This is a genomic window from Streptomyces lucensis JCM 4490 (genome assembly GCF_014650035.1).
GTDB classification, from domain to species: Bacteria; Actinomycetota; Actinomycetes; order Streptomycetales; family Streptomycetaceae; genus Streptomyces; species Streptomyces lucensis.
The window spans coordinates 149,124-168,450 of sequence record NZ_BMUE01000013.1; the positions used below are offsets into that span (position 1 = coordinate 149,124).

The following is a 19,327-nucleotide window of genomic DNA, read 5'->3' on the forward strand; positions in this document are numbered from 1 at the left end:
CTTGGTCCTTTGCGGGCCGGGAACGGAGTGGGTCATGGGCCTCTGCGGGCGCGGGACGGGGTGGCCTCAGCGGTTCAACGGGTTGGCGATGGTGACGTAGACGGACTGGGTGTCCACGGGGCCGACCAGCTCGTCCAGGCCGTGCAGGCGGGTGAGCAGATTGGCCTTGCAGCGCAGCACGGGGGAGTCGAGCAGGCGGCCGGGCAGGGAGCCGGCACCTGCCCGCAGGTCGGTGAGGAAGCGGCGGAAGGCCGCGATGAGCAGGAGCTCGTCGGCGAGGCCCTGGGAGCCGAAGGCGCCGATCAGGCCCAGCACGTTGTTGACGGCGAGGTAGTAGGCGAAGCGTTCGTCGGTGACCTCGTCGGAGACGAAGGTGTCGCTGCGCTCGCCGATGCCGGGCAGCCGGGCGTCCAGTTCGGCCCGCCGGGACTCGCGGAAGTAGTACCCCTGGTTGTCACGGTACCGGCCGCCCGCCGGCCAGCCGTCGCGGTCCAGCAGGACCAGCGTGTTCTGCTGGTGCGCTTCGAGGGCGATGCCGGCCGCGCCGTCCAGCCAGAGAACGGGGCGTACGACCTGTTCCAGGTAGCGCAGGAACCACTCCGCCGCGACGGCTCCGACGGGCCGGCCCGTGCGTACGGCGAGCCGCGTCACGAGCTGGGCCAGGCGTGAGCGCATGCCCCGGGGTTCCTGGTCCAGGGCGGAGCCGGGCTCCGGCCCGGGCAGCGGCCGGGGCGAGACGAGCCCGGCCACACAGCCGGCGTCGTCGGTGGGGGCGAACGGGTTGTGCCTGATCATGACGTCGAGTCCGGGTACGGGCAGCCCGTCCGCATCGTCGACGGCGAGCCAGGCCGGATCGCGGACGATGTCGAACCCGGGGTGCGCGGCCTGCCACCGCCGGGACAGACCCGTGCGCAGCAGCCGGTGCACCTCGACGCCGCGGTGCAGTTCCTTGCGCAGGTTCTCGCGGCGGGAGTTGGTGATGCGCAGGCCCAGCGACAGCTTGAGCATCGCGGACGCCCCGGTCCGGTGGACGGTGCGCACGGAGGACGTGGGGTGCCAGGGCGCGCCGGCCGGGCCGAGATCGCGCAGCAGCCCGGCGTCGAGGAGGGCCGCGACGGGTGCGCGGTACCGCGCCTCGCGTGCCTGCCAAGGATGCAGGGGCAGGAGGGCGTACCCGTCGGGCAGCGGCAGTGCGGTTCCGGCGAGGCGCCCCGTGAGGGCCGCGGCGGGGACGGGGCGGCCGCGCTCGGTCCAGGCCGAGTCGGTGGCGAGCAGCGCGGGGGCGACGGCCATCCAGTGCAGGGGGAAGGAGCCGCGCAGCTCCGGTGAGTACCGGCGGGCCTCGGCGTCCGTCAGGCCCTCCCGGCTCTTGGGGGTCGGGTGCAGGGGATGTCCGAGGAGGAGGGCCTGCTCGGCGCTGAGGAAGAGGTCGGGGCTGTCGCCGGGGTGGGCGCGCCGGTCGCGGACGAAGGTCTCGGTTCGGCGCAGGGAGTCGGCGACCCTGGCCACGAGGTCGCCGCGGTCTCCGTGTCCGTCGGCGCGGGGGGCGGTGGCGGACTCCCTCACCAGCAGTGCCGTGAGGGTGACGGCGTCGACGGGAGGGGCGGCCGCGGGCGCCCCGGTGAACCGCGGTGGCCCGAAGCGGTGCCAGCCGGTCGGGGACCAGTAGCGCACCGGGACGACCAGGGCGGTGCCGCTTGCGGGCAGCGGGATGTGCAGGATGCCGGCCGCGGGGGCGGGGACGCCGGTCTCGCGTACCCAGCAGCGCAGGAGGTTGTCCACGGCGGCGCCCTCGGCCGCGGCGCCGGGCTCGGGGTCGTCCAGCGGGTCGGCGCCGGGGCCCGCCGGCGACGCCGGCGGCACGCTACGCCGCTTCTGCTGGGGAACCGACTCGGCGAGCGGAACGGGAACGTTCGGCGCGCCGGCGTCGGCCTGTTCGTCGGGGCCACCGGAGCGGCCGTCGGGGGTGGGGGTGTCGGTCATGGCGGCTCCTGGTGCTGGAGGTCGGCGGTGCGGGCCGTTCCCGTCGTCGATGTCTGCGGCCGTTCCTGTCTCGCGGTCTGCGGCCGTTCCGCACGGCCGGGGCGGCGATGGGCGCCCTCGCGCGGGCCTGGCGGCGCGTGCCGTTCTCAGCCGGCGTGTTAGGCGGACCGGTGTTGTCGTCGACCGCGCGGTGGCCCGCTCGCGTGGTCGCGGGCCACCGCCGCCACCGCGTCGGTCAGCCGGTCCAGGACCGCTGCCGCCTGTTCGTCGCTGATCGTCAGGGGTGGGAGCAGCCGGACCACGGCGTCGTGACGTCCGCCCAGTTCGACGATGAGCCCGCGCTGGAGGCACGCACGCTGGACGGCTGCGGCGAGTTCGGGGTTGGCGGGGCGCGGGACGGGGGCCGACGCGGGGCTGAACGCCGGGCCGGACGCGGAGCCGGACGCCTGGCCAGGCGCGGGGGCGGATGCCTGGCCGGACCGGAGGCCGGACGGATCCGCGGGCCGGGCGCCCGCCCGGTGTTCGCCGTCCGCCTCCGGTTCCACCAGCTCCAGTCCGAGCATCAGCCCGCGCCCACGCACCTCCCCCACGCACGCCAGGTCGCCGACGTACTCCCTGAGTTGGGTCAGCATGCGGCGGCCGAGGTCCGCGGCCCGCTCGGCGAGGTTGTTCTCACGGACGTGGGCGAGGGTCGCGGTTCCGGCGGCCATGGCGAGCTGGTTGCCGCGGAAGGTGCCGGCGTGCGCGCCGGGCCGCCAGACGTCCAGATCGTCGCGGTAGACGACCACGGCAAGGGGGAGGCTGCCGCCGATGGCCTTGGACAGGACCATGACGTCGGGCGTGACGCCACTGTGGTCGACCGCCCAGAAGGCACCCGTGCGGCCGACTCCGGTCTGGATCTCGTCGGCGATCAGCGGGATGGACCACTGTGCCGTGAGCCGCCGGATCCGGCGCAGCCAGTCGTCCGGCGCGGGGATCACCCCGCCCTCGCCCTGGACGGGTTCGACGATCATCCCGGCGGGCAGCGGGACGCCCGACTTGGGGTCGTCGAGGAGGGACTCGGTCCAGCGGGCGGCGAGTTCGGCGCCGAGGGGGCCGCCGACACCGAAGGGACAGCGGTAGTCCTGCGGGTAGGGCAGACGGGCCACCTGGACGTCGCGGGCGCCTCCGGAGGCGGCCAGCGCGCCCGCGGTCATGCCGTGGTAGGCGCCGGTGAAGGCCAGGATGCCGGTCCGGCCGGTCGCGGCCCGCACCAGCTTCAGGGCGGCCTCGACCGCGTCGGTGCCGGCCGGTGAGCAGAACTGCACCCGGGCACGTCCGGCCAGGCCGGGCGGGAGCGTGTGGAACAGCTCGGTGACGAAGGCGTCCTTGACCGGGGTCGCGAGGTCCAGCACGGACAGCGGGGCGCCGGAGTCCAGGACCCGGCGGACGGCTTCCAGCACCACCGGGTGGTTGTGGCCGAGGGCGAGGGTGCCGGCGCCGGAGAGGCAGTCGAGGTAGCGGCGGCCGTCGGCGCCCTCGATGGTGAGCCCCCGTGCCCGGACCGGCACGATGGGCAGCGCCCGGGCGTAGGTGCGCGCCGAGGATTCGCGCGCCGACTGGCGTCCGAGGATCGCCTCGGGTCCGGCGGGCGCCTCCCCGTGCGGCCCGCCGGGCACCGACTCCGTCACGGCCACGGTTCGTCGTCCTCCCGCTGTTCCAGGACAGGTTCGTCCAGGGGCCCGCGCGAAGGCGGCGGCCCCCACGGCTACAACCGCGGACCGTTCGGCGGGTTACGGGTCGCGCCGGGATCGTTGCCGTCACGCGACCTCCGCCGCCTTCCGGCCCGCCGGCCGGCCGCCCGGAAGGGGTGGAATGCGGGCAGACGCCGGATCGGTGACGGGACGTATGGTTGTCCAGGTCAGCGGCTTGTAGCCGAACCGTTGCCGTTCCGTCGGAAGTCCCCCACAGCGAGCGCATAGTGTGTGATGCCGTTCCCAGAAGGTCGCGGAACCGGCATGCACTCCACGGGAGTTCGCGGTCGGAGTCACGGCCGAAGCGCCGAGTTCCTTCACAGCAGGGGGAGTCAAGAGCATGCGATCCATACGGCCGTCGTTCACCGTTCGGCGAGGGAGGGGCAGCCGCCGCACCTCCCCCGCGCTGGCGGCGGTCGCCCTCGTCTCGGCGCTGGCACTGACCGCCACCGCCTGCAACGACGACGGTGACGACAACGCGGGCGGCGATCCGGCGGCCTCCGCGACCGCGGCGGGCACCGGCGACGGAAAGATCAGGATCCCGGACGACCTCAGGAAGAGGCTCAAGGAGCACGGGATCGACGTCGACAAGTGGAAGAACGGCGCCTGGAAGAACTGGAACAAGCAGGACTGGCTCCGCGAGGCCAACGACTTCGTCAACCCGATCATCAAGGGCCTGTGGGACCCGGACCGGATGCGGGACGCCAACGACCCGGACCGGGGTGTCGACGACAACGACATCTCCGGTGACCAGGGTGTCACGGACCCGACACCGCAGCCGGTGAAGGCGCGGGCGGTCACGGCGCCGTACCACGCCAACGCGGCCACCTCGGGCAAGGTGCTCTTCGACTCGCCCGAGGGCACCATGGTCTGCTCGGCGACGGTCGTGAAGGACCCCGCGCACCCGGGCAAGTCCAACATGATCTGGACGGCGGGTCACTGTGTGCACGCCGGCAAGAGCGGCGGCTGGTACCGCAACATCGCCTTCGTCCCGTCGTACAACAACGCCGGCAAGTCGGCCGCGCAGCTGGAGGGCGCCGGCCGGTCCGAGGTGGCCCCGTACGGTGTCTGGTGGGCCGACGCCGCGCAGACCTCGCAGCAGTGGATCGACCAGGGCGGCCACACCGGCGGCACCGGCGCCTCGTACGACTTCGCGGTCATCCACGTCACGCCCGAGCAGGGCGGTGGGGGCAAGTCGCTGGAGGAGACGGTCGGCGGGGCGCTGCCGGTGAACTTCGACGCGCCGGCCGTGCCCAAGGTGCGCGACATCACGGCCTTCGGGTATCCGGCCGCGGCCCCGTACGACGGTCAGCTGCTGTACCAGTGCCAGGACAAGCCGGGACGGCTGTCCATCCGCGAGTCGGATCCGACGATGTACCGGATCGGCTGCACGATGACCGGTGGTTCCTCCGGCGGCGGCTGGGTGGAGACGGGCGCGGACGGCAAGCCCGCGCTGGTGTCCAACACGTCCATCGGCCCGGTGAGCGCCGGCTGGCTGGCCGGGCCCCGGCTGGGTGAGGTGGCCAAGGGCGTGTACGACTCGGTGAGCAAGAAGTTCGCCGGACGGTAGGTCACGCGCGCGAGCACGGCGAAGGCCCGCCGCCCCGAGGGGGTGGCGGGCCTTCGCCGTGCCGTGGGTCAGGCCGCGGAGACCGCCGCGTACGGGGCCAGGTCCGCCGCCAGCTCCGCGTGCACCCGGACCTTGAGCAGGGTGCCCTCCGCGGTGTGCTCCTCGGAGATCACCTCGCCCTCGGTGTGGGCGCGGGCGACGAGCTTGCCGTGGGTGTACGGCACGAGCGCCTCGATCTCGACCGAGGGACGGGGCAGCTCGTCGTCGATCAGGGCGAGCAGTTCCGCGATGCCCCGGCCGGTGCGGGCCGAGACGGCGATGGAGCGCTTCTCCACCCGCAGCAGGCGCTGGAGCACCAGCGGGTCGGCCGCGTCCGCCTTGTTGATCACGACGATCTCGGGCACGTCGGTGGCGCCGACGTCCCGGATCACCTCGCGCACGGCGGCGAGCTGCTCCTCGGGGACGGGGTGCGAACCGTCCACCACGTGCAGGATCAGGTCGGCGTCGCCGACCTCCTCCATGGTGGAGCGGAAGGCCTCGACCAGGTGGTGCGGCAGGTGCCGGACGAAGCCGACGGTGTCCGCCAGCGTGTACAGGCGGCCGCTCGGGGTCTCCGCCCGGCGGACGGTCGGGTCCAGGGTCGCGAACAGCGCGTTCTCGACCAGGACGCCCGCGCCCGTGAGGCGGTTGAGCAGGGAGGACTTGCCGGCGTTGGTGTAGCCCGCGATGGCGACGGACGGCACCTTGTTGCGCCGGCGCTCCTGGCGCTTGACCTCGCGGCCGGTCTTCATCTCCGCGATCTCCCGGCGCATCTTGGCCATCTTCTCGCGGATCCGCCGCCGGTCCGTCTCGATCTTGGTCTCACCGGGGCCACGCGTGGCGAGGCCGCCGCGACCGCCACCCATCTGCCGGGACAGCGACTGACCCCAGCCGCGCAGCCTCGGCAGCATGTACTGCATCTGCGCGAGCGCGACCTGCGCCTTGCCCTCGCGGGACTTGGCGTGCTGGGCGAAGATGTCCAGGATCAGGGCCGTCCGGTCGATGACCTTGACCTTGACCACGTCCTCCAGCTGGATCAGCTGGCCGGGGCTCAGCTCACCGTCGCAGATGACCGTGTCCGCGCCCGTCTCGAGGACGATGTCGCGCAGCTCGGCGGCCTTGCCGGAACCGATGTAGGTGGCCGCGTCGGGCTTGTCCCGGCGCTGGATGACGCCGTCGAGCACGAGCGCGCCCGCCGTCTCCGCGAGGGCGGCCAGCTCCGCGAGGGAGTTGTCGGCGTCCTGCGCGGTGCCGGTGGTCCACACCCCGACGAGTACGACCCGCTCCAGACGGAGCTGGCGGTACTCGACCTCGGTGACGTCCTCCAGCTCGGTGGACAGGCCCACGACGCGGCGCAGGGCCGCGCGCTCGGAGCGGTCGAACTGGTCGCCGTCCCGCTCGCCGTCGATCTCGTGGCTCCAGGCGACGTCCTCTTCCATCAGGGCATCGGCCCGAAGGCCCTCGGGGTAGGCGTGCGCGAGGCGCTGGGTGTCCTGGGAAGGGGAAGAAGAGGAGGTCATTGGATCCTTAACGTCGATGGAATGCCGTGACGGCGCCGGTACGGCGGCCGCCCGGGGCCGCTCGTGATGTCCAACGCACGGGTACCCCGGGAGATTCCCGCGTCCCGTGCCGCGCCGACCCGAAAATGGTCGCACGGGACGGTGCGTCCCGTCACCGGGTTAACGCCGGGTGTGCGCCTTGCCGCCCGGGGCCTTCGCCGAGGGCTTCCAGTCCGGGTGGCCGGGCATCGGCGGGGTCCGCTCGCCGTACAGCCAGGCGTGGAGGAAGCCGCTCAGATCGCGGCCGGCGACCGCCGAGGCCAGCCGGACGAAGTCGGCGGTGGTGGCGGTGGAGTCCCGGTGGTTCCGGACCCAGAGCCGCTCCAGCCGCTCGAAGGCCGGCCGGCCGATCTCCTGCCGCAGGGCGTAGAGCGCGAGGGCGGCGCCGTCGTAGATGTTCGGCCGGAAGATGCCGATCTTCTGGCCGGGCGCGGGCGGCTTGGGCCGGGCGGGCGGGCCGCCGGACTGCCGCCAGCGGTCGGAGGCGCCGTAGGCGGCCTTCATGCGGTCGGCCATGGGCCGGTGCGCGGTCTCCTCGGCGTACAGCTCCTCGTACCAGGTGGCGTGCCCCTCGTTGAGCCAGACGTCGGACCAGGCCCGGGGGCTGACGCTGTCGCCGAACCACTGGTGGGACAGCTCGTGCACCATGACCGACTCGACGTACCACTTGGGGAAGGCGGGGTCGGTGAACAGCCGCTTCTCGAAGAGCGACAGGGTCTGCGTCTCCAGTTCGAAGCCGGTGGCGGCCTGTGCCATGAGCACTCCGTACGTCTCGAACGGGTACCGGCCGACCTTGCCCTCCAGCCAGGCGATCTGGCCGGGCGTCCTGGCGAGCCAGGGTTCCAGGGTCTTGCGGTCGGCGCTGGGCACGACGTCGCGGACCGGCAGACCGTGGGGTCCCGAGCGGTGCACGACGGCGGAGCGGCCGATGGACACCTGGGCGAGTTCGGTGGCCATGGGGTGCTGGGTGCGGTAGGTCCAGGTGGTCCTGGGGCCGACCCGGTCCACCCCGGTGGGCAGGCCGTTGGCGACGGCGGTGTAGCCGTTCGGGGCGGTGATGCGGAAGGTGAAGCGCGCCTTGTCGGACGGGTGGTCGTTGCACGGGAAGACCAGGTGGGCGGCGTCGGCCTGGTTGGCCATCGCCAGGCCGTCGGAGGTGCGCACCCAGCCGCCGTCCTGGTCCTTGCCGGCGACCGGGTCGCTGGTGTGCCGCACGGTGATCCGGGTCCAGACGCCCCTGTGCAGGGGGTGGGCCGGGGTGACGACGAGGTCCTCGCCGGCGCGGGCGAAGTCCGCGGGCCGGCCGTCGACCTCGACGGAGTGCACGGTGCCGTGCGCGAAGTCGAGGTTCAGGCGGTCCAGGTCGGCGGTCGTCCAGGCGTCGATGGTGGTGACGGCCCGCAGCGGCTTGTCGTTGGCGCCGGGGTAGGTGAGGGACAGGTCGTAGGCGGCCACGTCGTAGCCGGGGTTGCCCAGGTAGGGGTAGAGGCGGTCGCCGACGCCCAGGGGCTCGGCCGGGGCGGCGGCGGCGAGGAGGCAGGCGGAGACGGCGGCGGCGAGCAGGGCGGCCTTCCGGTGCCGGGGGGCCCGGGGCCGGGTCCGGGGGCGTGGGGTGAGCAGCATGGACCACCGCTACCAGCGCCCGCCCGGGCCACGGCGGCGACTCGCGTCCGGCCCACCCGAACGGGTTGGTGCCGGGGGCCCTTCTGCGTCACGTCCCCGGGCAGCCCGGGTGCCGCGCCGGTGCGGCGGTCGTCAGAAGGCGGGCGCCTGGTGCTGGGCGCGGCTGACGTCGTACACCCCGGGCACGTTCCGCATGGCGCGCATCAGGGCCGGGAGGCGGGCCGCGTCGGGGAGCTGGAGGGTGTAGGTGTGGCGGACCCGCTGCTGGCTGGGCGGTTCGACGGTGGCGGAGACGATCTCGGCGCCCTCCGCGGCGATGGCCTCGGTGAGGTCGGCGAGGAGATGCGGCCGGCCGAACGATTCGGCGACCAGCGTGACCCGGCACTCGGCGGTCTCTCCCCAGCGCACGCCGATCTCCGCGCGCCCCCGGCTCTTCATGTGTGCCACCGCCGCGCACTGCAGGCGGTGCACGGTCACCGCTCCCCCGCGTACCGCGAAGCCGGTGATCGCGTCCGGCGGTACGGGGGTGCAGCACCCGGCGAGCCGTACGTGCGCCCGCCCCCGCTCCAGCAGGACGTCGGCGCCCCGGGGGCGCAGGGCCGCGGCGGCGCCGGCGGGGCGGCCGGGGGGCGGGTCCTCCGGGGCGGGGGCGCGGTCCCCGGTGGGTTCGGTGCGGGCGGCGTCCACCGGCTCGGTCTGGGTGCCGCCGCCGGGGTGCGTGGTGAGCCAGCGCTGGATGGCGATGCGGGCGGCCGCGGTGTGGGCGTGGTCCAGCCATTCGCGGGAGGGCTCGGAGGCGGGGTCCTGGCCCATCAGGAGCTGGACGGTGTCGCCGTCCGTGAGAACGGTGCTGAGGGTGGCGAGGCGGCCGTTGACGCGGGCGCCGATGCAGGCGTGGGCGTCCTCGCCGTACTGCGCGTACGCGGCGTCCACACAGGTGGCGCCCTCGGGCAGGCCGAGGGTGCCGCCGTCCGGGCGGAAGACGGTGATCTCGCGGTCCTGGGCGAGGTCCTCGCGCAGGGTGGACCAGAAGGTGTCGGGGTCGGGGGCGGCCTGCTGCCAGTCCAGGAGGCGGGAGAGCCAGCCGGGGCGGGTGGGGTCGCAGCGCTCGCCGTCGGCCGGGTCGTCGGCTGCGGGGGCGTACGGGTTGCCGAGGGCGACGACACCGGCCTCGGCGACCCTGTGCATCTGATGGGTGCGGATGAGGACCTCGACGACCTGCCCGTCGGTGCGGGCGACGGCGGTGTGCAGGGACTGGTAGAGGTTGAACTTCGGTACCGCGATGAAGTCCTTGAACTCCGAGACGACCGGCGTCATACAGGTGTGCAGTTCGCCCAGGACGCCGTAGCAGTCGGCGTCCTCGTTCACCAGCACCAGCAGGCGGCCGAAGTCGGAGCCGCGCAGCTGTCCTCTTTTGCGGCCGACCCGGTGCACGGAGACGAAGTGCCGTGGGCGGATCAGGACTTCGGCCTGGATGTCGGCCTCGCGCAGCACACCGCGCACCTCGTCGGCGACCTCGGCCAGCGGGTCGCCGGAGCGGGCGGCGTTGGCGGCGATGAGTTCCCTGGTGTGGTCGTACTCGTCGGGGTGGAGGATGGCGAAGACCAGGTCCTCCAGTTCTGTCTTGAGCGCCTGCACGCCGAGGCGTTCGGCGAGCGGGATGAGGACGTCGCGGGTCACCTTGGCGATCCGCTCCTGTTTCTCGGGGCGCATCACGCCGAGGGTCCGCATGTTGTGCAGGCGGTCGGCGAGCTTGATCGACATCACGCGCACGTCGTTGCCGGCGGCGACGAGCATCTTGCGGAAGGTCTCGGGTTCGGCGGCGGCCCCGTAGTCGACCTTCTCGAGTTTCGTGACGCCGTCGACGAGGTAGCGGACCTCCTCGCCGAACTGCTCCCGCACCTGGTCCAGGGTCACGTCGGTGTCCTCGACCGTGTCGTGCAGCAGCGAGGCCGTCAACGTCGTCGTCTCGGCGCCGAGTTCGGCGAGGATCAGCGTCACCGCGAGCGGGTGGGTGATGTACGGCTCCCCGCTCTTGCGCATCTGGCCGCGGTGCGAGGACTCCGCCAGGACGTAGGCGCGGCGCAGGGGTTCGAGGTCGGCGTCCGGGTGGTGGGCGCGGTGGGCGTCCACGACGTGGCCGATGGCGTCCGGCAGCCGGTCGCGTGCGGCCGGGCCGAGCAGTGCGGCCCGGCCGAGCCGGCGCAGGTCGATCCTGGGCCGGGACTTCCGGCGCGCCGCCGCGGGTGCCGCGGACGCGGTGAGCGCCTGCGGCGCTGTGGGCGCTGCCGGGCCAGCGGTCGCAGGGTTCGTGGCCTCCGCACTCATGGGCACCTCCGGCTCGTGGACCGGCGGACGGGGGCCTTCAAGGCGTACGCGGCTCAGGGATGGCGACGTTCCCCCGTCCGTGCCGGTGCTTGATGCTACCGAGCCGACCGCGTGCGATCGGCCGCCTCTTGCCGAGCGTGAAACGGATCACCCAATCGAGCGACGCGCGGGAGGTTTAGAGTTTGCGCCACTTGCGCTGGACTCGGCCCCGGCGCGGAACGGCCCCGGGCGTGCGGAACCGCTGGTCCGGGGGTGCGGGGCCCTCTCGGGGGTCGTACCGCAGGGTCAGCGCGCGGCGCTTTCCAGCCATTCGGCGTCGATCTCGCCCTCGGCGACGATCACGGCGGGTCCGGTCATCTCGATCTCGCCGTCCGGCCGCTCGGTGATGACCAGGCGGCCGCCGGGGACGTCGACGGTGTACGTCGCCGGGGTGCCGGTGACGGCCGGGTCGGCGGCGTCGCGCCGGGCGGCGGCCACGGCGACGGCGCAGGCTCCGGTGCCGCACGAGCGGGTCTCGCCGGAGCCGCGCTCGTGCACGCGCATGGCGACGTGGCGGGGGCCGCGGTCGACGACGAACTCGACGTTCACGCCGTCCGGGTAGGCGCCCGCCGGGGCGACCGGCGGCGGGTCGAGCAGGGATCCGGCGTGCGCGAGGTCGGAGACGAAGGCGACCGCGTGCGGGTTGCCCATGTTCACGTTGCGCGCGGGCCAGCTGCGCTCGCCGACGCTCACCGTGACGTCGCCCCCGGGGAGGCGGGCGCGGCCCATGCCGACGGTGACGTCCCCGTCCTTGGCGATGTGGACGGTCTTCACTCCCCCGCGCGTGGCGATCGCGAGGTCGCCTTCGGCCACATGCCCAGCGTGCTGGAGGTAGCGCGCGAACACACGGACGCCGTTGCCGCACATCTCGGCGACCGAGCCGTCGCCGTTGCGGTAGTCCATGAACCACTCCGCGGCCGCGGCCATCGCCACGGCGTCCGGGTGCGCCGCGGACCGCACCACGTGCAGGACCCCGTCGCCGCCGATGCCGGCCCGGCGGTCGCACAGCGCGGCGACGGCGGCCGGGGTGAGGTCGAGGTCGTTCCCGGGGTCCGGGAGGATGACGAAGTCGTTCTCGGTGCCGTGGCCCTTGAGGAAGGCGATCCGCGTGCTCATTCCTCGATCGTAGCCGCACACCGGGCACGGCCCCGTGCCCGTCGCGGGGCCTCAGCGCAGCCGGGCCACGCGCCACACGGCGAGGACGGCGGCCAGGGCCACCAGCAGCACGTAGGCCAGCACCACCCGCCAGTCGGGGCGGCGGCCCGCGCCGCGCGGGGGCAGTCCCGGCCAGGTGTAGCCCACCCGGCGGGCGGCCATCATGCCCCAGCCCGCGGCACAGCAGCAGATGAGCAGGCCGAGCATGGCGATGACGGCTCCGCTGTCGCCGAAGTCGAAGGCGAGCGGGAAGGCGAACATCAGGGAGCCGACGGCGGACAGTCCCACGATGGGTGCGAGCTGCCAGATGCGCAGCCGGCGCTGCGGGCGCAGCTCGACCTCGACCTCCGGCCCGCCCGGGTACATCTCCTCGGGCGCCGGGCCGTCGGCCGTCACGCCGCCGGGCGCCTCCTCGGGCCCGTCGTCCGTCAGACGGTCCTCGGTCTGGTCCGGACGGTCACCGTCGGTGGTGACGTGCTCGGCACTTTGTGCGGTGTCGTGAGGGCCGGCCTCCATCGCCACGCGCCCTCCCAACTAGGCTCCACTTGGTCGATCGAAGCTCGATGATGGCACGGCCCCGAAGGCCGGGATGACCGGCGGCGCATCCCGATGCCATCACGTGATCAGGCTGTGACCGGTCGTTCGATCAACGTCAGGGCCTGCTGCGGAAGTTCCCCGCGGTTCGCCAGGGCCCCGCTCAGCCAGTGCACGCGGGGATCGCGCCGGAACCAGGAATCCTGACGGCGCGCGAAGCGCTTGGTGGCGCGTACGGTCTCGGCCCGCGCCTCCGCTTCGGTGCACTCACCGGCGAGCGCCGCGAGCACCTGCTGGTAACCCAGCGCACGCGACGCGGTGCGCCCCTCGCGCAGCCCCTGCGCCTCCAGGGCGCGCACCTCGTCGACGAGGCCGGCCTCCCACATCACGTCGACGCGGCGCGCGATCCGCTCGTCGAGCTCCGGCCGGGCCACGTCGACCCCGATCTGGACGGTGTCGTAGACGGAGTCGTGCCCGGGCAGGTTCGCGGTGAAGGGCTGGCCGGTGATCTCGATGACCTCCAGGGCGCGGACGATGCGGCGGCCGTTGCCGGGCAGGATCGCACGGGCGGCCTCGGGGTCGGCGGCGGCCAGGCGGGCGTGCAGCGCGCCGGGGCCGCGCAGTGCCAGCTCCTCCTCCAGCCGGGCCCGGACCACGGGGTCGGTGCCGGGGAACTCCAGGTTGTCGACGGCACCGCGGACGTACAGGCCGGAGCCGCCGACCAGGATCGGCCAGCGGCCCTGGGCGAGCAGCGCGTCGATCCGCGCACGGGCCAGCTTCTGGTACTCGGCGACCGAGGCGGTGACGGTCACGTCCCAGACGTCCAGCAGGTGGTGCGGGACGCCGCCACGCTCCTCGGGGGTCAGTTTGGCGGTGCCGATGTCCATCCCCCGGTACAGCTGCATGGAGTCGGCGTTGACGACCTCGCCGCCCAGCCGCTGGGCGAGGAAGACACCGAGATCGGACTTCCCGGCCGCGGTGGGACCGACGACGGCGATGACACGGGGGGCGACGAGTGCACTGCTCACCGCACCAGTCTCGCAAACTCGGGGTGAGGTCTCGAACGAGTTGCGTGACGCGGGAACTTCGCCCGGGCGAGTACCGTATGAGGTGGTATGGACGTGTTCGCGCTACCGGCCGCGAGCCAGGGAAGGTGGATCATGGGTCTGCTGGACAACATGAAGGCCAGGCTCGCCCCGGCCAAGGACAAGGTGTCCGATCTCGCGCGCCAGCACGGGGACAAGGTGCAGCACGGCATCGACAAGGCCGCGAGGGCCGTCGACGAGCGGACCAAGGGCAAGTACAGCGACAAGATCCACGCGGGCACGGGCAAGGCCAGGGAGGCGATGGACCGCCTCGCCCACAAGGAGGGCCCGGGGCGCGCCACCGGTGGCCCGACGACCCCTGCCCCGCCCCCGCCGGAGGGCCCGCCGCCACCGATGTCCTGATCCGGTGCCCTGCCGAAGTGTCCTCGTAGGGGCGGCAGGCCGCCCGGGGCGAAGTGCCCCGGAGGCAGGCAGGCCCGCCCCGGGGCTAGGACCAGGTGGCGACCAGGTATCCCACGCCGTACGGCGCGTCCTCGTAGAGCAGGGCGCCGCCGAGGCTCGCCCCCTCGCCGGCTCCGGCCAGGACCTGCCAGGGTGCGCGGCCGGACGCCTTCAGGTCGGCGGCCAGCCCGGGGTCGAGCGCCTTGACGGCCGCGACGTCCGCCGCGCCCAGTGCCCGTGCGACCTCCGCGTCGAAGGGCGCCGCCCGCTCGTCCAGGTAGCCCGGCGCCTTGACCGTGCGGCACGCGCTGGCGTCGCCCATCACCAGCAGCGCCACCCGCCCGGCCCGGGCGCCGATCTCCCTGCCGGCCTTGGCGCACCGCTCGGGTGCGAGCGGTTCGCCCACGCCGAGCCCCTCGATCGGGGCGGCCGCCCAGCCGGTCCGTTCCAGCAGCCAGGCGCCGACGGCCAGCGAGGACGGCAGCTCCCGTCCGGGAGCGGTGTCCGTGGCGGAACCAAGGCGTACGTCCAGGTCGACGCCGAACCCGCGGAAGGACCCCGGGGAGCCCTGCGGGAACGGTCCGCGCCCGCTCCGCCCGGCGGGCCCGAGGACCACCAGCAGGTCCGGGCGGGCGGCGGCGAGGACGCCCAGCGCGTCCGCGCACGCCGCGCGCGCGGCGTCCATCTCGGGGGCCGCGCCCGCGGCGACCTCGGGCACGAGCAGCGGCGGACAGGGGCAGACTGCGGCGGCGACAAGCATGATCGGCAGGGTACGCCGTCGGCCGGCCGGCCGTTCGCCGGCGGCAGGTCAGTCGCAGCCGCAGCCGCTGCCCGTGGCGACCGGCAGCGGCGCCGGTGCGCCGATCTTCGGCAGGCCCAGCATGACGCCCGCCGGCTTGGCGGCCTCCGCGGCGTTGCGCTTCTCCCAGGCGTCCCCCGCGCGCGTGCGGCGCACGTCGAGGACCGCGCCCTCGGCGAGGAGGTGGTGCGGGGCGGCGTACGTCACCTCGACGGTGACCACGTCGCCGGGGCGCACGTCCTGCTCCGGCTTGGTGAAGTGGACCAGCCGGTTGTCGGGGGCGCGGCCGGACAGGCGGTGGGTGGCGCCGTCCTTGCGGCCCTCGCCCTCGGCGACCATCAGCTCCAGGGTGCGGCCGACCTGCTTCTTGTTCTCCTCCCAGGAGATCTCCTCCTGGAGGGCGACGAGGCGCTCGTAGCGCGCCTGGACGACCTCCTTGGGGATCTGGTCCTCCATGGTCGCGGCCGGGGTGCCGGGGCGCTTGGAGTACTGGAAGGTGAAGGCCTGCGCGAACCGGGCCTCACGCACCACGTGGAGGGTCTGCTCGAAGTCCTCCTCCGTCTCGCCGGGGAAACCGACGATGATGTCGGTGGTGATCGCGGCGTGCGGGATGGCGGCGCGGACCTTCTCGATGATGCCGAGGTAGCGCTCCTGCCGGTACGAACGGCGCATCGCCTTCAGGACGGTGTCCGAGCCGGACTGGAGCGGCATGTGCAGCTGCGGCATCACGTTCGGCGTCTCGGCCATGGCGGCGATGACGTCGTCGGTGAAGTCGCGCGGGTGCGGGGAGGTGAAGCGCACCCGCTCCAGGCCGTCGATCCCGCCGCAGGCGCGCAGCAGCTTGCTGAAGGCCTCGCGGTCGCCGATGTCGGAGCCGTAGGCGTTGACGTTCTGGCCGAGCAGCGTGATCTCGGAGACGCCCTCGGCGACCAGCGCCTCCACCTCGGCGAGGATGTCGCCGGGGCGGCGGTCCTTCTCCTTGCCGCGCAGCGCCGGGACGATGCAGAAGGTGCAGGTGTTGTTGCAGCCGACGGAGATCGACACCCACGCCGCGTAGGCGCTCTCGCGCCGGGTCGGCAGCGTGGACGGGAAGGCCTCCAGCGACTCCGCGATCTCGATCTGCGCCTCTTCCTGGACGCGGGCGCGCTCCAGGAGGACGGGCAGCTTGCCGATGTTGTGGGTGCCGAAGACGACGTCCACCCAGGGCGCCTTCTTCACGATGGTGTCGCGGTCCTTCTGCGCGAGGCAGCCGCCGACCGCGATCTGCATGCCGGGCCGCTGGGCCTTCCTGGGCGCGAGCCGGCCGAGGTTGCCGTAGAGCCGGTTGTCGGCGTTCTCGCGCACGGCGCAGGTGTTGAAGACGACGACGTCGGCGTCCCCGTCCGCTCCCTCGGGCGCCCGCACGTACCCGGCCTCTTCGAGCAGTCCGGACAATCGCTCGGAGTCGTGGACGTTCATCTGGCACCCGTAGGTGCGGATCTCGTAGGTCTTGGAAGATCGCACGTCCACTGCCGGGCCCCGGTCGCTGCTGCTGGTCATGCGTCCAAGGGTAGGCGGTCCGCGGGGAGCCCCGTCCCCCCTTACCCACGGGCCCGCCGGCGGCCCGGACCCGTGGGGAAAGGGGAACGTCAGCGGGAGACCGCCGAGGGTGCGGCCACGGCCGCGCGTTCGGCGGGCTTCGGGGTCAGGACCCGTTCGGCCAGCGGTCCGAAGACGAGCCCGAAGGCGGTCCACAGGGTCAGCTGGACGGCGAGGGCCGACAGGCGGAACTGCCAGAGGAGGGTGGCCGAGAAGTCCTTGGGCACCTCGTTGACGGCGGGCAGGAACGCGTACGCCAGTCCGACGGCCAGGACGAAGAACGCCCCCGCGGCCACCGTCGCGTTCCAGTTGCCCAGCCGGGGGGCCAGGCGCTTGCCCAGGATCACGGTGGCGATCGCCAGCAGCACGCTGAGGAGCATCATCAGGAAGTACAGGGTGGTGCGCCTGCCGATGGTGTCCGGGTCGCCGACGGACGGCGGGTTGGCGGGGTACTTCAGGAAGGGCACGACGTACACGGCGATCAGGCCGGCCGCGGCGAGCAGCAGCGCGCCGGCGCGCGGCCCGAAGCGGCCGATCCGGCCGAGCGCGAAGCAGTAGGCGAGGGCGGCGATGCCGCCGAAGGCGACGCCGTAGAGCAGTACACCGGTGGCCAGGCCGCCGGTGGACTGCATCGTGCGGCTGACGGCCTCCACGCCGTGTTCGTGGGAGTGCGCCTCCTCGTAGGCGATGGCCGAGTCGACGCGCGGCTCACCGAGGAAGTAGGCGGTGACCAGGGCGAGCAGGCCCGCGGCGAGACCCGCGAGCATGCCACGCACCAGCAGGTTGCGGACGGTTGCCGAGTTCATGGGTCGCTGGGTCTCTTCCCCGCCGTCAGTGGCAGGGGAAGCCGAGCAGGTGCCGAGCGTCGTGCACCCACTCGTGCACGTTCTCGCCGGACATCACGGAGGTGGCGCCCTGTTCGGCGCCGACGAAGTAGAGCAGGGCCAGCATCAGGATGCCGAAGAAGACCGCCCAGGGGGCGATCGCGCCGACCGGCAGTTTGGCCGGCGCGGTGGTGGTGACGGTGGTCGGCTGAGCGACGGACTGCGCCATGGCAGGACCTCCTGGGGAACTCGCGTCCCGTCTCGGTGGTGCACAGGACGACGGCGCGGGTCTGACTTGCCCACCACACAACCGGGATGTGCCGTGGGGGCTTACAGTGGCGCGACCGTGCCGGATTCCCACCGGCTTCCGCGATCCGTCGTCTATTTCGCCGAGAAGGTACCGCGAAGCCGGTGTCCGGCCAAGGGCGCACGGGGAGCGAACGGGCGCCCCTCGGACCACCGTTCCCTGTCGAGTCCTTGTGGGAGAAGGGCCGTCGACCGTGAGAGCGAGTACATGACCACCCGAGTGATGTTGATCTCACCCGCCGTGAACGCGGCCCTGCGGCAGGCCCGTTTCGACGAGGGGTGCCCGCTCGACCCGGCCGGGGCGGAGCACGCCGGCGCGGCGGCGGCAGCGCTCCCGCGCGCCGCGCGGGCACTCGTCTCCCCCAGCGTCCGCTGCCGGCAGACGGCGGCCGCGCTCGGCCTCGACGCCGGTGACGCCCCGGAACTGGCCGGCCTCGACGTGGGCCGCTGGCGCGGCCGCACGCTCGACGAGGTGGGCGCCTCCGAGCCGGAGGCGGTGGCCCGGTGGCTGACCGATCCCGCGTCCGCGCCGCACGGCGGGGAGTCGGTGCACGAGCTGTGCGAGCGGGTCGGCGCCTGGCTGGAAGACGCGGCGCGCTGCGACGGCCGGACGATCGCCGTCGTGGAGCCTGATGTCGTACGAGCCGCGACCGTCCGGGTGCTCGGGGCACCCGAGGCGGCCTTCTGGCGGGTCGACGTACGGCCGTTGCACGCGGCCGGGTTCAGTGGCCGCGCCGGCCGCTGGAACCTCACGGCCGGACGGCCGCTCGGCCGGGACGGCGACGGCGGCGGCTGACGGGGCCTTGCGACGGCTGACGCCTTGCGAGGGCTGACGGAGGGGCCGGAAGATCTCCACGCGGGCGCGGAACGGCCGAACGGCGGCCGTCGCCCGGCCTCTACTCCTGCGAGACCCGTACGACGGCCAGCGTGATGTTGTCCGGGCCGCCGGCCTCGATGGCCGCCTTCCACAGTTCGAAGGCCGCGCGGCCGTCGTCGTGCTCCCGCAGCACGTCGTCGAGCACCTCTTCCGGCACCGGGTCGGTCAGGCCGTCGGTGCACACCAGGAAGCGGTCGCCGGGCGCGAGCGGCACGGCCGTCACGTGCGGGGTGACGGCGCTGAAGGGACGGGTGCCGCCCAGGCACTGGGTGACGAGGGACGTGGTGCGCCGGCCGGGCCCGGCCGGCGGGCTGTCGTCGACGCTCACCTGGCGCAGCCCGTCCCGGCCCGCCGCGAAGACCCTGCTGTCGCCCACGTTGAACACCAGCACCGAGCCGGGCCGTACGACGACGCCGGCCACCGTCGTCCCCATGATGGCGATCTCACTGCCCCCGGTGCCGCCGGCGGCCTCGTACACGGCGCGGTTGCAGGCGCCCAGGGTGTCGCGGACGGCGTCCTCGTCACTCAGGGCGGCACCGGCCGCCGCGATCCGGCGGGCGACGAGCGCGCTGGCCACGTCACCGCCGGGATGCCCGCCGAGCCCGTCGGCGACGGCGACGACGAGGGGGCCGCCGAGCGGGAAGACCAGGGTCTGCGGACTGTCGGTCACCGTGGCGCACAGGGTCCACGGCCCGGCGACGAGGCTGTCCTCGTTCCGCTCGCGGAGCAGCCCGGGGTGGCTCAGTGCGCTCACCGCCACGTACGGCATGGAACGCCACCGCCTTCCCGCGGATGGGGGTCGCCCTGCGCGCTGCTTTCAGGGTAGGCGGTCACCCGGGGAGACTTCCTGCCGTGGAAACCGGTGGAGGACCGGCCCGGGCTGCGCCTAGGGT

At 73.7% G+C, this 19,327-nt stretch carries 16 protein-coding genes and 1 riboswitch; of the genes, 3 read left to right on the plus strand and 13 right to left on the minus strand.

Features of this window, described 5'->3' with window-relative positions:
* Positions 1-66: 66 nt before the first annotated feature.
* Positions 67-1,983, minus strand: coding sequence for an IucA/IucC family protein (locus IE177_RS26465; protein WP_190017940.1), 1,917 nt, complete (start codon positions 1,981-1,983; stop codon positions 67-69).
* Positions 1,984-2,141: 158 nt separating this feature from the next.
* A complete protein-coding gene (locus IE177_RS26470) occupies positions 2,142-3,659 on the minus strand; it encodes a diaminobutyrate--2-oxoglutarate transaminase family protein (RefSeq protein WP_190017941.1) in 1,518 nt (505 codons plus the stop codon).
* Between the two features lie 397 nt (positions 3,660-4,056).
* Between IE177_RS26470 and IE177_RS26475 the strand changes: the two genes are divergently transcribed.
* Positions 4,057-5,286 carry a trypsin-like serine peptidase gene (locus IE177_RS26475; RefSeq protein ID WP_190017942.1) on the plus strand — a complete coding sequence of 410 codons (1,230 nt, stop codon included), beginning with the start codon at positions 4,057-4,059 and terminating at the stop codon, positions 5,284-5,286.
* A 68-nt stretch (positions 5,287-5,354) separates the two neighbouring features.
* Here the strand turns inward: IE177_RS26475 and hflX are convergent, their stop codons facing one another.
* From hflX to miaA, 6 genes are all read right to left on the minus strand, one after another.
* Positions 5,355-6,845 carry a GTPase HflX gene (hflX, locus tag IE177_RS26480; protein ID WP_190017943.1) on the minus strand — a complete coding sequence of 497 codons (1,491 nt, stop codon included), beginning with the start codon at positions 6,843-6,845 and terminating at the stop codon, positions 5,355-5,357.
* 159 nt (positions 6,846-7,004) lie between these two features.
* The gene (locus IE177_RS26485) at positions 7,005-8,507 is read right to left on the minus strand and encodes a M1 family metallopeptidase (protein ID WP_190017944.1); all 1,503 of its coding nucleotides are present in this window, start codon (positions 8,505-8,507) and stop codon (positions 7,005-7,007) included.
* A gap of 132 nt (positions 8,508-8,639) precedes the next feature.
* Positions 8,640-10,835 (minus strand): RelA/SpoT family protein, encoded by a 2,196-nt coding sequence (locus IE177_RS26490; protein ID WP_190017945.1) that lies wholly within the window; start codon positions 10,833-10,835, stop codon positions 8,640-8,642.
* A 285-nt stretch (positions 10,836-11,120) separates the two neighbouring features.
* The gene (gene dapF / locus IE177_RS26495; protein WP_190017946.1) at positions 11,121-11,990 is read right to left on the minus strand and encodes a diaminopimelate epimerase; all 870 of its coding nucleotides are present in this window, start codon (positions 11,988-11,990) and stop codon (positions 11,121-11,123) included.
* A gap of 51 nt (positions 11,991-12,041) precedes the next feature.
* Positions 12,042-12,545: a hypothetical protein gene (locus IE177_RS26500; RefSeq protein WP_190017993.1), complete on the minus strand. Its 504-nt coding sequence runs from the start codon at positions 12,543-12,545 to the stop codon at positions 12,042-12,044.
* 107 nt (positions 12,546-12,652) lie between these two features.
* Positions 12,653-13,591, minus strand: a complete 939-nt coding sequence (gene miaA / locus IE177_RS26505; RefSeq protein ID WP_190017947.1) for a tRNA (adenosine(37)-N6)-dimethylallyltransferase MiaA — start codon at positions 13,589-13,591, stop codon at positions 12,653-12,655.
* Between the two features lie 132 nt (positions 13,592-13,723).
* On the opposite strand from miaA, the gene IE177_RS26510 reads away from it, so the two are divergent.
* Positions 13,724-14,011 (plus strand): antitoxin, encoded by a 288-nt coding sequence (locus IE177_RS26510; RefSeq protein WP_190017994.1) that lies wholly within the window; start codon positions 13,724-13,726, stop codon positions 14,009-14,011.
* Between the two features lie 85 nt (positions 14,012-14,096).
* Here IE177_RS26510 and IE177_RS26515 read toward each other — a convergent pair whose 3' ends face one another.
* From IE177_RS26515 to IE177_RS26530, 4 genes are all read right to left on the minus strand, one after another.
* Positions 14,097-14,810, minus strand: a complete 714-nt coding sequence (locus IE177_RS26515) for a class III extradiol dioxygenase subunit B-like domain-containing protein (protein ID WP_190017948.1) — start codon at positions 14,808-14,810, stop codon at positions 14,097-14,099.
* A 48-nt stretch (positions 14,811-14,858) separates the two neighbouring features.
* A complete protein-coding gene (gene miaB, locus IE177_RS26520) occupies positions 14,859-16,388 on the minus strand; it encodes a tRNA (N6-isopentenyl adenosine(37)-C2)-methylthiotransferase MiaB (protein ID WP_190017949.1) in 1,530 nt (509 codons plus the stop codon).
* Positions 16,389-16,477: 89 nt separating this feature from the next.
* Complete coding sequence (locus IE177_RS26525) at positions 16,478-17,233, minus strand: CbtA family protein (RefSeq protein ID WP_190017950.1); 756 nt, start codon at positions 17,231-17,233, stop codon at positions 16,478-16,480.
* 25 nt (positions 17,234-17,258) lie between these two features.
* Positions 17,259-17,480: a CbtB domain-containing protein gene (locus IE177_RS26530; RefSeq protein WP_190017951.1), complete on the minus strand. Its 222-nt coding sequence runs from the start codon at positions 17,478-17,480 to the stop codon at positions 17,259-17,261.
* Between the two features lie 35 nt (positions 17,481-17,515).
* Positions 17,516-17,671, minus strand: a riboswitch (cobalamin riboswitch).
* A 94-nt stretch (positions 17,672-17,765) separates the two neighbouring features.
* On the opposite strand from IE177_RS26530, the gene IE177_RS26535 reads away from it, so the two are divergent.
* A complete protein-coding gene (locus tag IE177_RS26535) occupies positions 17,766-18,353 on the plus strand; it encodes a histidine phosphatase family protein (protein ID WP_190017952.1) in 588 nt (195 codons plus the stop codon).
* 100 nt (positions 18,354-18,453) lie between these two features.
* On the opposite strand, the gene IE177_RS26540 is transcribed toward IE177_RS26535, so the two are convergent.
* On the minus strand, positions 18,454-19,203 hold the full coding sequence (locus tag IE177_RS26540; RefSeq protein ID WP_190017953.1) for a PP2C family protein-serine/threonine phosphatase: 750 nt from the start codon (positions 19,201-19,203) through the stop codon (positions 18,454-18,456).
* Between the last annotated feature and the right edge of the window lie 124 nt (positions 19,204-19,327).

Bases quoted from the DNA above. Each gene is read 5' to 3' on its own strand.
- IE177_RS26465 (WP_190017940.1), bottom strand. From the start codon at position 1,983: ATGACCGACACCCCCACCCCCGACGGCCGCTCCGGTGGCCCCGACGAA.
- IE177_RS26475 (WP_190017942.1), top strand. From the start codon at position 4,057: ATGCGATCCATACGGCCGTCGTTCACCGTTCGGCGAGGGAGGGGCAGC.
- hflX (WP_190017943.1), bottom strand. From the start codon at position 6,845: ATGACCTCCTCTTCTTCCCCTTCCCAGGACACCCAGCGCCTCGCGCAC.
- IE177_RS26485 (WP_190017944.1), bottom strand. From the start codon at position 8,507: ATGCTGCTCACCCCACGCCCCCGGACCCGGCCCCGGGCCCCCCGGCAC.
- IE177_RS26490 (WP_190017945.1), bottom strand. From the start codon at position 10,835: ATGAGTGCGGAGGCCACGAACCCTGCGACCGCTGGCCCGGCAGCGCCC.
- dapF (WP_190017946.1), bottom strand. From the start codon at position 11,990: ATGAGCACGCGGATCGCCTTCCTCAAGGGCCACGGCACCGAGAACGAC.
- IE177_RS26500 (WP_190017993.1), bottom strand. From the start codon at position 12,545: ATGGAGGCCGGCCCTCACGACACCGCACAAAGTGCCGAGCACGTCACC.
- IE177_RS26510 (WP_190017994.1), top strand. From the start codon at position 13,724: ATGGGTCTGCTGGACAACATGAAGGCCAGGCTCGCCCCGGCCAAGGAC.
- IE177_RS26515 (WP_190017948.1), bottom strand. From the start codon at position 14,810: ATGCTTGTCGCCGCCGCAGTCTGCCCCTGTCCGCCGCTGCTCGTGCCC.
- miaB (WP_190017949.1), bottom strand. From the start codon at position 16,388: ATGACCAGCAGCAGCGACCGGGGCCCGGCAGTGGACGTGCGATCTTCC.
- IE177_RS26525 (WP_190017950.1), bottom strand. From the start codon at position 17,233: ATGAACTCGGCAACCGTCCGCAACCTGCTGGTGCGTGGCATGCTCGCG.
- IE177_RS26530 (WP_190017951.1), bottom strand. From the start codon at position 17,480: ATGGCGCAGTCCGTCGCTCAGCCGACCACCGTCACCACCACCGCGCCG.
- IE177_RS26535 (WP_190017952.1), top strand. From the start codon at position 17,766: ATGACCACCCGAGTGATGTTGATCTCACCCGCCGTGAACGCGGCCCTG.
- IE177_RS26540 (WP_190017953.1), bottom strand. From the start codon at position 19,203: ATGCCGTACGTGGCGGTGAGCGCACTGAGCCACCCCGGGCTGCTCCGC.